The following is a 12,742-nucleotide window of genomic DNA, read 5'->3' as shown; positions in this document are numbered from 1 at the left end:
TTCTCCGGCAGCCCGTTTTTTATCTCCCTACGCCGCGTTATCCCGCCTTGCGTTCCAGCGCCCGCAGCGATGCCATGAGATCGCCAAAGCGCTCGCCTTGCACGGTGACGTGGCCGCGCAAACCTTCGGCGGCGGCGTCGGCATCACCGGCTTCGATCGCACGAAAGACGGCGTCGTGTTCGGCAAACGAGTGCCCGAGCCGGTCGCGTACGCGCAACTGCATGCGGCGGTAGACGCGCAGCCGTTGGTGCAACTGCAACGCCGTTTCGTGAAGATAGGCGTTGTGACTCGCGGCGTAGATCTGTGCGTGGAAGCTGGCGTTGATGGTGTAGTACCGGTCGAGATCGCGGGCCTCGGCCGCCGCCTGACTCGCCAGATGGGTGGTGCGCAGCTCGGCCAGCTCCGCGTCGGTGATGCGGCGTGCGGCGAGCCGGCCGCACATCGATTCGAGCTCTGCCATCACTTCGAACATCTCGCAAAGCCGCTTCGGATCGACTTCGGCGACCACGGCACCGCGCCTCGGGCGCATCTCCACCACGCCCGACATGCCCAACTGAATCAGTGCCTCGCGCAACGGCGTGCGCGACACGCCAAACGTGGCCGACAACTCGGCTTCGTCCAGCCGCATGCCTGGCGGATATTCCCCCAGTGCAATCTTCTCTTCGATGGCCTGGCGCAGCGCTTCCGATCGCTTCGGTTTTACCGTCATGACGCTCTCGCTAGGACGTAAGTCGATCCGGTCGCCCGGGTCGTGAATGGGGGAATTTCGATCAAGGTAACGCGGTGAGCGTTGCCTGAAGATCGGGGTTAACGCCGAAAGTGTATTTTTTGCGCGGTCAATTTGTATACACCGTGGCGGAATAACTATACGATTTCATCTCGAGTGCGGCAACTTCTGTACTCGAAATATCAAAAAACAAAGCAAGTCATCCGTACATGCAGTGCCGGTTGGGCCGGTGGTGCACCCGGGGCGATCTTCGGCCCGGGCGACGTCAGACATCGTGCTTCGCCGGTTCATCACTGACAGAAGTGACAGGAGACGCCATGGAGACGACACCTTCCCCGCTGCGGCGGCAACTCATGCTGGGCGCCGCATCGGCGCTCGTGACCGGCGGGCTGGCCAGCCCGTGGGGCAGCGCTTTCGCGCAGACCGGTCCGCTCAAGATTTCGCATCAATTCCCCGGGGGCACCCTCACCGAAGGCGACTTTCGTGATCGGCTGTGCCGCAAGTTCGCGCAGGAAGTCGAAAAGCGCACAAATGGCGCGCTCAAATTTCAGGTCTATCCGGGCAGCTCGCTCATGAAGACCAATTCGCAGTTCTCGGCGTTGCGCCGGGGCGCGCTCGATCTTTCGCTTTACCCGCTGCCGTACGCCGGTGGTGAGGTGCGCGAACTCAATATTGGGCTGATGCCGGGGTTGGTGACGTCGTACGCCCAAGGCAACGCGTGGCGGGGCGGCGAAATCGGCAAGGTGCTGACCGACGTGCTCGCCGACAAGAACATCGTGATCGTCAGTTGGGTCTGGCAGGCCGGTGGCGTTGCCAGCCGTTCGGCACCGCTCGTTGCCCCGGAAGACGCCAAGGGCATGAAGGTGCGCGGCGGCAGCCGCGAGATGGACATGATGCTGAAGGAAGCCGGCGCCGCCGTGATCTCGCTGCCGTCCAACGAGTTGTATGCCGCCATGCAGACCGGCGCGATGGATGCGGCCATGACGTCGTCGACGAGCCTGATGTCGTTCCGTCTCGAAGAAGTCTCGAAGCATCTGACCACCGGGCGCAACAAATCTTACTGGTTCATGCTCGAACCGCTGCTCATGTCGAAGCAGATCTTCGACAAGCTGCCCAAAGACCAGCAGCAGGTCATTCTGCAAGTCGGCAAGGAACTGGAGGCGTTCGGTACCGAAGCTGCCAAGGCCGACGACGCGCAGATCGCCAGCGTCTACACCAAGGCGGGCGCGAAGGTCTATGACCTCGACGAAGCCACGGTGATGAAGTGGCGCGACATTGCCCGGCGCACGGCGTGGAAGGACTACGCCAGCAAGTCGGATACCTGCGCCAAGTTGCTCGCGCTCGCCGAGAAGGTGCCTGCATGAGCGGGGTCGCCATGGGGGCCGATCCCGTGGTGCCGCGAACCCGCGTCTTGCGTCGGCTCGACGCCCTCTTGCAGGGCGTGAGCCGCCTGCTCATGGTCGTGTGCATGCTCGCGCTCGTGGGGGCCGCGCTGGTGCTCAGCTACAGCGTGTTTGCCCGGCATGTGCTCAAGCTCGCCACCGACTGGCAGGACGAGGCCGCCGTGTTCCTGCTGGTGGGCGCGACGTTCGTCAGCGCCGCGCATGTGCAGCATTTGCGCGGTCACATCGGCATCGAAGCCATCACGACACTGCTCTCGCCACGCGTGAATCGCATCCGGCGCTGGTTTGTCGACATCGTCACGTTCGCGTTCTGCGCGTTCTTCGCATGGAAGTCGTGGACGCTGTTCTGGGAAGCCTATGTCGACGGGCAGACCAGTAGCTCGACGTGGAGCCCGCCGTTGGCGATCCCGTATGGATTGATGGCGGGCGGCATGACCTTGCTCACCGTGCAATTGCTGCTGCAAATCGCCATCGGCGCTTGTGAGATGGGCCCTCGGGCCGACGACGGGCAAGCGTCGAATCGCAAGGGAGGCACGCACGTATGAGCGAGCTCACGATTGGCCTGCTATACGGCGGCGCGACGCTGGTCGCCATGTTCTCGGGCATGCCCATTGCCTTTGCCCTTGGTGCCGTGGCCGTTGCGTTCATGTTCGGCTTCATGCCCGCGTCGTCGCTCGATACGGTGACTCAAAACGTCTACGAGGAGATGGCCAGCATCACGCTGCTGTCGATTCCGCTCTTCATCCTGAAGGGCGCGGCGATCGGCAAATCACGCGCGGGGCAGGATCTGTATCTGGCGTTGCACGCGTGGATGCGGCGGATTCCGGGCGGGCTCGGCATCGCCAACGTGTTCGCCTGTGGGCTGTTCGCGGCCATGGCCGGGTCGAGCCCGGCGACGTGTTCGGCGATCGGCAGTGCCGGAATTCCCGAGATGCGCATGCGCGGTTATTCGCCGGGCTTCGCTGCGGGCATCATCGCCGCCGGTGGCACGCTGGGCATTCTGCTGCCGCCTTCGATCACGATGATTCTCTACGCGGTGGCCGCTGAACAGTCGCTCGGGCGCTTGTTCCTCGCGGGCATCGTGCCGGCGCTGCTGCTGGTGGGGTTGTTCTCGTGTTACGCGGCGTGGCGCTATCGCAAGGAATACGGCGCCGCGCAGATCGCGCTGGCACGCGACGGAACACCGTCGCCGTTCCCCAACGAACCGCCCGCCACATTGCGCGAGAAGCTTGCGCTGCTGCCCCGCGTGCTGCCCTTCATCACCTTGCTGATTGGTGTGATGGCGGCGCTCTACGGCGGGTATGCGACGCCGTCGGAGACGGCCGGGTTGGGCGGTCTGCTCGCGCTGGCGCTCATCGCTGTGATCTATCGCATGTGGCGTCCGCGCCAGATCGCGCCGATTCTCACGAGTACGCTGCGTGAATCGACGATGTTGATGTTCATCATCGGGATGTCGCTGCTGTATTCGTACGTGATGAGCTATCTGCACATCAGTCAGTCGGCCGCGCAGTGGATCGTGGGACTGCACTTGTCGCGCTGGGTGCTGTTGGTGGCTATCTTGCTGATGGTCGTCGTGCTTGGCTTTTTCCTGCCGCCGGTGAGCATCATCCTGATGACCGCGCCGATCATTCTGCCGCCACTGCGCGCGGCCGGTTTCGATCTCGTGTGGTTTGGCGTCGTGATGACGATTGTCATGGAACTGGGGTTGATTCACCCGCCCGTGGGACTCAACATATTCGTCATCAAGAACACGGCGCCCGACATTGCGTTGCGCGACATCGTCTGGGGTGTGATGCCGTTTGTGGTGCTGATGATTGTCGCTGTCGCCCTGATTTGCCTGATGCCGGGCCTCTCGCTGTGGCTGCCGGATTGGGTGATGGGGTAAGTTGATTGTTCGACTTGAGAGGAAGCCATGAAGGATGAGCCGATCCTGTCCGCGATGACCGCCCCGGTCTCGCTTTCCCTGTCCGCGTCATCCGCGTCCTCGGAGCGTACGACGCCCGAGAGTGCGGTGGACGTGAGCGCGCCGGTGCCGTCGCCGTCGAAGCCGTCGCTGAAAGCGCGGCTGGGACAGTGGTTCGGACGCGGCGGGGCCGGCGGCACGGGAGGTCCGGGCGAGGGCGGCAAGCCGGATGCGAAGGGCGACGGCAAGGTGGCGCCGGCCAAGCTCTCCGCGCGAGCCGAAGCGGCGCTGCGGCGTCAGTTGGCGCAGTGTCTGTCGGCACGGTTGACCGATTCGGCGGCCAACGAAGCGGCGCGCGACTTCATGACGCGTTACTGCGAAGCGCCCCCGTCTGAGCAACTCGCACTGCTGCAAGTGGTGGCGGATGTCTGCGGCAGCACGGACAGCGTGGGTAGTGACGGCGGGAAAGATGGCGATGCGACGCCAAAGCGTGCCGCCAGCGGATTGGCGGGGGCACTCGGCAGTGAGCGCGTGCGCTTTCTCAAGCGTTTTAACGCGCTGCCGGATGGCCTGCCGTTTCTCGTGCGCTGGCGTGCCGACATGCTGCATCACCGTGCCGCCTTGCCGGGGCTTGCTGCCCTTGAAGACGATCTCGGCAGCCTGTTCTCGACATGGTTTGACGTCGGCCTGCTTGAGTTGCATCCGATCACGTGGGACTCACCCGCATCGTTGCTCGAAAAGCTCATGCGTTATGAAGCAGTGCACGAAATCTCGTCGTGGGCAGATTTGCGCAACCGGCTGGATTCCGACCGTCGCTGCTACGCGTTTTTCCATCCGCGCATGCCGCGCGAGCCGCTGATTTTTGTGGAAGTCGCCTTCGTGCCCGACATGGCCGCAGACGTGCATTCACTGCTCGACGAAAAGGCGCCGCTTGAAGACCTGCGGCGCGTGCGCTGGGCCATCTTCTATTCCATCTCGAACACGCAGCCGGGGCTGCGCGGCGTGAGTTTCGGCAACTTCCTGCTCAAGCGGGTGATCGACGAGTTGCACGTCGATTTTCCGAAGCTGCGCAACTTCGCCACGCTCTCGCCGATTCCGGGGTTTAGCGACTGGTTGAAGTCGTTGCCGGCCACCGGCGTCGCACAAACGCTTGGGCCTAAGCGACTGAAGCTGCTCGCGCAGGATACGTCGCTGGCCGCCGAGGCCACCGGTGCACAACTGGTCGCGTGGTTGCAGGCGTCGCCCGAGCGCAAGAGTGCGCAGGCGCTGCAACGTGCCATTGGCGAAGCACTCGCTGCGCACTATCTCGCGCGCGAGCGCGTGCGCGGGCAGCCGCGTGACCCGGTGGCGCGCTTTCACTTGGGCAACGGCGCCCGCGTGGAGCGCATCAACTGGCATGCCGATCTCTCGAAAAAAGGGGCCAAGCAGTCGTGCGGCATGATGGTCAACTATCTCTATGAACCTGATGAGCTCGACGCCAACCTGCAACGGCTGATTGATGGCGAGGCGGCGCTGGGGCGTGCCGTATCGCGATTGCTTTAGCACGCATGAAACGCATGCCGGGGACGCGATGAGCGTCTCTGGCACGAATGACAACACTTAGGGAGACACCTGTGAGCGAAGTCTTACGCGACGACAGTCTGGCGGACGAAGGGCTGGTGACGCTGACGCTCTCGAACCCCGGCAAGCTCAACGCCATCTCGGTGGCCATGTGGCGCGCGTTGCGGGCGCATCTGCTCGCACTGGACGCCGAGTCCCATGTGCGCGCGATCGTGATTCGTGGCGCGGGCGGTAATTTTGCCGCAGGCGCAGATATCGAGGAGTTTCCCGTCGAGCGCGGCAGCTACGATGCACTGCGCCGGTATCACGGCGAAATCATTGGGCCGACGCTGGAAGCGCTGGCGAATTGCCGGCATCCGAGCGTCGCGTTGATCGAAGGCGTGTGCGTGGGCGGTGGTCTGGAGATCGCTGCACATTGCGACTTGCGCATCGCCGCCGAAGGGTCGCGCTTTGGCGTGCCCATCAACAAGCTGGGGTTTCCGATGGCGCCGGGCGAACTCAAGGGCGTGCTGGCGTTGGTCGAGCGTGCCACCGCGTTGGAAATCCTGCTCGAAGGCCGGGTGTTCGGCGCTGCCGAGGCCCGCGAAAAAGGCTTGCTTACGCGGGTGGTGGACGACGAGTCGGTGGAAGAGGCCGGTTACGCTTGCGCCCGGCGCATTGCGGCCGGTGCGCCGCTCGCCGCGCAAGCGAACAAGTGGCTGATTGCCCGACTGGCACCGGCCGTGCCGGCGTTGTCCGAAGCCGAGTGGCAGCGCGCCTTCGCGTATTGGAATTCCGACGATCATCGCGAAGGCGTGGCCGCGTTTCTCGAAAAGCGCCCGCCGGTGTTTCAGGGACGATGACGCGCTCGACCTGATGGCCCGCGATGCGGGGCAGGCCGTGTTTTATGGGCGGACTTCAGCATCCCCCGTTTTTCCTTTTTCCATCGACGTTTCGATAATTTCGAATCCGGTTCCGTTTATGACGCAAGACGCCAATCTCTATCGACTGTTTGCCGAACGCTTTCCCGCTGACAAATCTGCGTGCGCCATTGAGACGCCCGAGGGGCTTTACTACAGTTGGGACGATCTCGAACACGCGAGCGCCCGCATCGCGAACCTGCTTGCAAGTCTGGATCTCGCCCCGGGTGCCCGCGTGGCCGTGCAGGTCGAAAAGTCACCCGAGGCGCTGCTGTTGTATCTCGCAACGCTGCGCGCAGGGCTCGTGTATCTGCCGCTGAACACGGCGTATCGCGACGCCGAGATCACGTACTTCGTCGAGAACGCAGAGCCCGACGTGGTGGTGTGCAGCCCGGCAAACTTCGGCTGGGTGTCGAAGATCGCCTTCACCAGCGGTGCCAAGCATGTGTACACGCTGGGCGACGATCGCACGGGCTCGCTGCTGGAGCGTGCGGCGTGGTTCGGCGACAGCTTCGAGTCGGTGCCGCGCGCACCGGAAGATCTGGCCGCCATTCTGTACACCTCGGGCACGACCGGCCGCAGCAAGGGCGCCATGCTCTCGCACGGCAATCTCGCAAGCAACACGCGCGTGCTACATCAGTTCTGGGGCTGGGGTGAGCGCGACGGCGGCGATGTGCTGCTGCACGCGCTGCCGATCTTCCACGTGCATGGGCTGTTCGTGGCGAGTCACGCGGCGCTGTATTCGGGCAGCAAGATGCTCTGGCTGTCGAAGTTCGATGCGCGCGAGGTGTTGCATCAACTGCCGCGCGCGACGGTGTTCATGGGCGTGCCGACGTACTACGTGCGGCTGCTCGCCGAAGCGGGGCTGGATCGCCACGTGTGCCGCAACGTGCGCCTGTTCATCTCCGGTTCGGCACCGCTGCTGCGCGAGACGTTCGATGCGTTTCGCGAGCGCACGGGCCACACGATTCTCGAGCGTTACGGGATGTCGGAGACGGTGATGCTCGTCTCGAATCCGTATCACGGCGACGCCGCGCAGGTGCGTCGTGCGGGGACTGTTGGCGTGCCGCTGCCGGAAGTGACCGTGCGGGTGGTGGGTGACGATGGCGCCTCAGTCGGGCAGGGGGATATCGGACACATTCAGGTCAAGGGGCCGAACGTGTTCGCAGGCTACTGGCGCATGCCGGAGAAAACCGCAGAGGAATTCACGGCTGATGGTTTCTTCAAGACCGGGGATGTCGGCAAATTCGATGACGACGGCTATGTGCACATCGTCGGCCGCTCGAAGGATCTGATCATCTCGGGGGGCTACAACGTCTACCCGAAAGAGATCGAGAGCTTCATCGACGAAATGGACGGTGTGGCGGAATCGGCCGTGATCGGTGTGCCGCACCCGGATTTCGGCGAAGCCGTGGTGGCGGTGGTGGTGCCGCGCAGCGGGGCAGCGGCGCCCGATGAGCGCAGCGTGATCGATGGGCTCAAGCAGCGCATCGCCAACTTCAAGGTGCCTAAGCGCGTGCATTTCGTCACCGAACTGCCGCGCAATACGATGGGCAAGGTACAGAAGAACGTGTTGCGCGACCGGTTCAAGTAATCGGTTACCGGAAATCGGTCGGGCGGGAGGACACCTGCGCCGGTTGGCGTGGTGCCCTCCTGTTTTGATTTCGTCAGGCGATCTCGTCCAGCACCTTCGCCAGACTGTCGATCGTGCGCTCACGGTTGTGAAGCTTCTCCAGCCCGAACAGCCCAAGCCGGAACGTCTTGAAGTCTGCCGGCTCGTCGACCTGAAGCGGCACGCCTGCACCGATCTGCATGCCCTGCACGACAAACTTCTTACCGGAGTGAATGGCGTCGTCGTCGGTATAGCTCACGATCACGCCCGGCGCCTCGAACCCCTTCGCCGCCACGCTGCGGTATCCCTTCTTGGCGAGCAGTGTGCGCACCTTGTCGCCCAGCGATTGTTGTTCCTCACGCACCTTCTCGAAGCCGTACGCTTCGGTTTCGAGCATGACGTCGCGCAACACCTTCAGGGCGTCTGTCGGCATCGTGGCGTGATAGGCGAAACCGCCTTTCTCATAGGCTTCCATGATCTGAAGCCACTTGCGCAGGTCGCACGAGAAACTGGTGCTGGTGGTGGTGTCGAGCTTTGCACGCGCGGCGGCGTTCAGCATCACCAGCGCGCAGCACGGCGAGGCGCTCCAACCCTTTTGCGGCGCACTGATCAGGATGTCGACGCCCGTGGCTTCCATGTCGACCCAGATCGTGCCGGAGGCGATGCAATCGAGCACGAACAGGCCGCCGACTGCATGCGTGGCGTCGGCCACGGCACGCAAGTAATCGTCGGGCAGCAGAATGCCCGATGCAGTCTCGACGTGCGGCGCAAACACCATCTCGGGCTTGTGCTCGCGAATCGCGGCAACGACTTCATCGATCGGGGGCGGGGCGTATGCGGCCTGTCGGCCTTCGGTGACCGGGCGTGCCTTGAGCACCTCGGTGCTGGCCGGAATGCTGCCCATGTCGAAAATCTGGCTCCAGCGATAGCTGAACCAGCCATTGCGAATGACCAGACAGCGCTTGTTCGTCGCAAACTGGCGCGCGACGGCTTCCATGCCGAACGTGCCGCTGCCCGGCACGATGATCGCGGCTTGCGCGTGATACACGTCCTTCAGAACGCGCGAGATGTCGCGCATCACGCCCTGAAAGGCTTGCGACATGTGGTTCAGCGCCCGGTCGGTGTAGACCACCGAATATTCCAGCAGGCCATCGGGGTCCACAGTCGGGATAAGGCTGGTCATGTTCGTCTCCTGTTAGCTTTCTGCGTGCCCGTCATCCTACCCCGAATGGCTGGGGTGACGAAACCCGAGTGACCACGGGGGCGCGGGTGTGCTGCGGCGCTTCGGAGATGGCCGTCGACGTGCTGGCAGGGCGCCGGTGGGGTGCGTTTGGACGCCGCGACGTAAAATACGCGAAACGCAATCACCCCTCATCTTGCATACGTAAAGCGGCTTCTGGTGGATCGACAGCACGGTTTTCTCCTCACACGGCATTGGCGCGATACGCCCGCGGGCACCGAAGTCGAGTTCTGGCTCGCCACCGGCGACGGACCGCGACGGGTGCGGCTGCCCGTGCAGACCAATGTCGTTTTCGTCCCGGTAGAACACCGCGCCCGGTTGGAAACGTTGCTGCGCAACGAACGCCAATCCGACCAGTACGAATTGCGCGAACTGGCGCTGACGGATTTTCACCGTCGGCCTGTGTTGGGGGTGTACTGCCGCCATCAACGTCCGCTGCTCAAATTGGAAACGCTGCTGCGCGGCGCGGGCATCGATGTCTACGAAGCCGACATTCGCCCGCCCGAACGCTTTCTGATGGAGCGATTCATTACAGCACCGGTGGAATTCGCCGGGCAGTTGGGCACGGATCGTCCCGGGGATACTGAAGGTTTCGATGGCCCCGGTGGACTCCTCGTCGACGTACGGATGAAGCCCGCGCCGCGCTATCGCCCGGCGCTTCGCATCGTGTCGCTCGATATCGAAACGACTATCCAAGGCGACCTGTACTCGATTGCGCTGGAAGGCTGCGGGCAGCGGCAGGTCTATATGCTTGGGCCGGCCAATGGGGATGATCATGCCGATATCGACTTCTCGCTGGAGTATCGCGATACCCGTGCGCAACTCATCGAGAGCCTGAACGACTGGCTGGTCCGTCACGATCCCGACGCCATCATCGGCTGGAACCTGATCCAGTTCGATTTGCGTGTGCTGCACGAGAGCGCGACGCGGTTTCAAACGCCGCTGCTGCTGGGGCGGGGTAATACGCCGCTCGAATGGCGCGAGCATCGCAATCACTTCTTCGCGAGCGCGCCGGGCCGGGTGTTCATCGACGGCATCGAGTCATTGCGCTCGGCCACGTGGACCTTTCCATCGTTCAGTCTCGAGAACGTGGCGCAGACGTTGCTGGGCGAGGGCAAGGCGATCGATACGCCGTATGAGCGCATGGCCGAGATCGACCGGATGTTCGCCGAGGACAAGCCCGCGCTGGCGCGCTACAACCTGAAGGATTGCGAACTGGTCACCCGCATTTTCGCGAAAACCGGACTGCTGGCGTTCCTGCTGGAGCGCTCGGCGGTCACCGGACTGGCGCTCGATCGCAGTGGTGGCTCAGTGGCGGCGTTCACTCACCTGTATCTGCCGGCGATGCACCGGCAGGGCTATGTGGCACCCAACGTGGGGGATATCGAAGGCGCGGCGAGCCCCGGTGGTTTCGTGATGGACTCGCGGCCCGGGTTGTACGACTCGGTGCTGGTGCTCGACTACAAGAGCCTGTATCCGTCGATCATTCGCACGTTCCTGATCGATCCGGTCGGGCTGGTGGAAGGGATGCATCGTCCCGGCGACGTCGATTCGGTCCCGGGATTTCTCGGTGCACGTTTCTCTCGCACGCGGCACTGTTTGCCGGCCATCGTCAGGCAGGTGTGGCAGGGGCGGGACGAAGCGAAGCGCGAGAAGAACGCGCCGTTGTCGCAGGCGCTGAAGATCATCATGAATGCGTTTTACGGCGTGCTGGGGTCGAGCGGCTGCCGCTTCTTCGATCCGCGTCTGGCGTCGTCGATCACGATGCGCGGACACGAGATCATGCGCAAGACGCGCGAGCTGATTCAGGCGCGCGGGTATCAGGTCATCTACGGCGATACGGACTCGCTGTTCGTATGGTTGCGCGTGCAGCGCACAGAGGCGCAGGCGGAGGATATTGGCCGGGCATTGGTGACGCACGTCAATGATTGGTGGCGCACGCATCTGCGTGAAACCTACGATCTGGAAAGCGCGCTGGAGCTGGAGTTCGACACGCACTATCGACGCTTTCTGATGCCGACCGTGCGTGGCGCAGAGCAGGGCAGCAAGAAGCGATATGCAGGGTTGGTGATGCAGCCCGATGGTAGCGAGGCGGTGGTCTACAAGGGGCTGGAGACGGTTCGCACCGACTGGTCGCCGCTCGCGCAGCAGTTTCAGCAAGACCTGTACTCACGCATTTTTCGCGGCGAACCGTATCAGGAATACGTGCGCGATTATGTGGCGCGTACGCTCGCGGGCGAGATGGATGACCGGCTGGTTTACCGCAAGCGGCTGCGCCGCAAGTTGGGCGACTACGAGCGCAACGTGCCGCCGCATGTGCGTGCTGCGCGTCTCGCCGATGACTTCAATCGCCGTCATGGGCGCCCGCCGCAGTATCAGAACGGTGGCTGGATCAGCTACGTGATGACAACGGGCGGGCCCGAGCCGCTTGAGGACCGCCGTTCGGCACTCGACTACGAGCACTATCTTGAGAATCAACTCAAACCTGTCGCGGACGCGATTCTGCCCTTCGTGGGCGATGCGTTCGACACGCTGGTGACGCGGCAGATGGGGTTGTTCTAAGACAAACGGCCAATAAAAAAGCCGCCCGTGAGAGGGCGGCTTTTTCGTTGCGTCGATCGCCGGATGCGATAGCGATGCGAAGGCTTACTTCATTTGCACTGTGCCCGAGACGGTCACAGTGACTTGCGTCTTGCCGCCTTCGAGTTGCATCGGCGGCGCAGCGTCGGCGCTGGCAGCCATCGGCGCAGCCTTCATCGCGTACATACGCGGCATGATCGGGGCGTTGGCGCCGACCTGCACCTGACGGATCGTGTAGCTCTTGTAGCCAAACGCCGTCGCGTTGCTTTGCGCCTGATCGCGGAAGGCTTGGATGGCCTGATTGGTCAACTCGGCCTGCGTCTTTTCCTGCGCTTCACGCGAGAGCGAGAACGACACGCCGTCCATTTGCATCTGGCCGGAGATTTCGCTGGCCAGACGCGACGCTGCGCCAAAATCCTTCGACTTCAGTTGCAGTTCGGTGCGGCCACGCCACGCGGTGATCTTGCCGTCGCGGTTGGTCGTCGGGTACAGCGAGACGTTACCCGTCTGCACTTGCACGGCGTTCTGCGTCTTGGCCTTGGCCATCGCATTGTTCGCCTTTTGCGTCAGGTTGCGCGACACGGTGGCGGCATCGGCGCCTTGTTCTTCCGCCGACATCGTGATGTGCACGGTGTCCTGATCGACTTCCTTCGTGGCATGGGCTTCGAGGCCCAGCACGCCCGCGAGCTGGCGGTTCGACTCGTCGCCCGACTGGGCATAGGCTGCGTTGGCGGCAGTGGCGATCAACAGGGCGGCAGCGAGAGATTTGCGCATAGATTGTCCTTTTTTGAATGTAAGTTCGCGTCTGAATGGCGAAC

At 63.2% G+C, this 12,742-nt stretch carries 10 protein-coding genes; 7 read left to right on the top strand and 3 right to left on the bottom strand.

Annotation, left to right across the window (positions count from 1 at the left end):
• Nucleotides 1-37: 37 nt before the first annotated feature.
• The gene (locus AT302_RS19870; RefSeq protein WP_058375493.1) at nt 38-709 is read right to left on the bottom strand and encodes a GntR family transcriptional regulator; all 672 of its coding nucleotides are present in this window, start codon (nt 707-709) and stop codon (nt 38-40) included.
• Nucleotides 710-1,044: 335 nt separating this feature from the next.
• Between AT302_RS19870 and dctP the strand changes: the two genes are divergently transcribed.
• The 6 genes from dctP (at nt 1,045) to AT302_RS19840 (ending at nt 8,086) form a co-directional block, all read left to right on the top strand.
• Nucleotides 1,045-2,091 carry a TRAP transporter substrate-binding protein DctP gene (dctP, locus tag AT302_RS19865; protein WP_058375492.1) on the top strand — a complete coding sequence of 349 codons (1,047 nt, stop codon included), beginning with the start codon at nt 1,045-1,047 and terminating at the stop codon, nt 2,089-2,091.
• Nucleotides 2,088-2,675, top strand: a complete 588-nt coding sequence (locus AT302_RS19860) for a TRAP transporter small permease (protein ID WP_058375491.1) — start codon at nt 2,088-2,090, stop codon at nt 2,673-2,675. Before dctP ends, AT302_RS19860 begins: the two co-directional genes overlap by 4 nt.
• Nucleotides 2,672-4,015: a TRAP transporter large permease gene (locus AT302_RS19855; protein ID WP_058375490.1), complete on the top strand. Its 1,344-nt coding sequence runs from the start codon at nt 2,672-2,674 to the stop codon at nt 4,013-4,015. The genes AT302_RS19860 and AT302_RS19855 overlap by 4 nt, the downstream gene beginning before the upstream one ends.
• A 27-nt stretch (nt 4,016-4,042) precedes the next feature.
• The gene (locus AT302_RS19850) at nt 4,043-5,575 is read left to right on the top strand and encodes a malonyl-CoA decarboxylase domain-containing protein (RefSeq protein WP_237171973.1); all 1,533 of its coding nucleotides are present in this window, start codon (nt 4,043-4,045) and stop codon (nt 5,573-5,575) included.
• Nucleotides 5,576-5,622: 47 nt separating this feature from the next.
• Nucleotides 5,623-6,435, top strand: a complete 813-nt coding sequence (locus AT302_RS19845) for an enoyl-CoA hydratase/isomerase family protein (protein ID WP_084656349.1) — start codon at nt 5,623-5,625, stop codon at nt 6,433-6,435.
• A gap of 118 nt (nt 6,436-6,553) precedes the next feature.
• Nucleotides 6,554-8,086, top strand: coding sequence for a malonate--CoA ligase (locus tag AT302_RS19840; RefSeq protein WP_058375488.1), 1,533 nt, complete (start codon nt 6,554-6,556; stop codon nt 8,084-8,086).
• Nucleotides 8,087-8,159: 73 nt separating this feature from the next.
• Here the strand turns inward: AT302_RS19840 and AT302_RS19835 are convergent, their stop codons facing one another.
• Nucleotides 8,160-9,287 (bottom strand): aminotransferase class V-fold PLP-dependent enzyme, encoded by a 1,128-nt coding sequence (locus AT302_RS19835; RefSeq protein ID WP_058375487.1) that lies wholly within the window; start codon nt 9,285-9,287, stop codon nt 8,160-8,162.
• A gap of 216 nt (nt 9,288-9,503) precedes the next feature.
• Here AT302_RS19835 and AT302_RS19830 point away from each other — a divergent pair, with 216 nt between their 5' ends.
• A complete protein-coding gene (locus tag AT302_RS19830; RefSeq protein WP_058375486.1) occupies nt 9,504-11,906 on the top strand; it encodes a DNA polymerase II in 2,403 nt (800 codons plus the stop codon).
• Nucleotides 11,907-11,990: 84 nt separating this feature from the next.
• On the opposite strand, the gene AT302_RS19825 is transcribed toward AT302_RS19830, so the two are convergent.
• Nucleotides 11,991-12,698: an SIMPL domain-containing protein gene (locus AT302_RS19825; protein WP_058375485.1), complete on the bottom strand. Its 708-nt coding sequence runs from the start codon at nt 12,696-12,698 to the stop codon at nt 11,991-11,993.
• Between the last annotated feature and the right edge of the window lie 44 nt (nt 12,699-12,742).

The organism is Pandoraea norimbergensis, assembly GCF_001465545.3.
GTDB lineage: Bacteria > Pseudomonadota > Gammaproteobacteria > Burkholderiales > Burkholderiaceae > Pandoraea > Pandoraea norimbergensis.
Note: the sequence above shows the minus strand (reverse complement) of the source record. Positions and strands in the feature narration are given on the sequence as shown.

Bases quoted from the DNA above. Each gene is read 5' to 3' on its own strand.
- AT302_RS19870 (WP_058375493.1), bottom strand. From the start codon at position 709: ATGACGGTAAAACCGAAGCGATCGGAAGCGCTGCGCCAGGCCATCGAA.
- dctP (WP_058375492.1), top strand. From the start codon at position 1,045: ATGGAGACGACACCTTCCCCGCTGCGGCGGCAACTCATGCTGGGCGCC.
- AT302_RS19860 (WP_058375491.1), top strand. From the start codon at position 2,088: ATGAGCGGGGTCGCCATGGGGGCCGATCCCGTGGTGCCGCGAACCCGC.
- AT302_RS19855 (WP_058375490.1), top strand. From the start codon at position 2,672: ATGAGCGAGCTCACGATTGGCCTGCTATACGGCGGCGCGACGCTGGTC.
- AT302_RS19850 (WP_237171973.1), top strand. From the start codon at position 4,043: ATGAAGGATGAGCCGATCCTGTCCGCGATGACCGCCCCGGTCTCGCTT.
- AT302_RS19845 (WP_084656349.1), top strand. From the start codon at position 5,623: ATGACAACACTTAGGGAGACACCTGTGAGCGAAGTCTTACGCGACGAC.
- AT302_RS19840 (WP_058375488.1), top strand. From the start codon at position 6,554: ATGACGCAAGACGCCAATCTCTATCGACTGTTTGCCGAACGCTTTCCC.
- AT302_RS19835 (WP_058375487.1), bottom strand. From the start codon at position 9,287: ATGACCAGCCTTATCCCGACTGTGGACCCCGATGGCCTGCTGGAATAT.
- AT302_RS19825 (WP_058375485.1), bottom strand. From the start codon at position 12,698: ATGCGCAAATCTCTCGCTGCCGCCCTGTTGATCGCCACTGCCGCCAAC.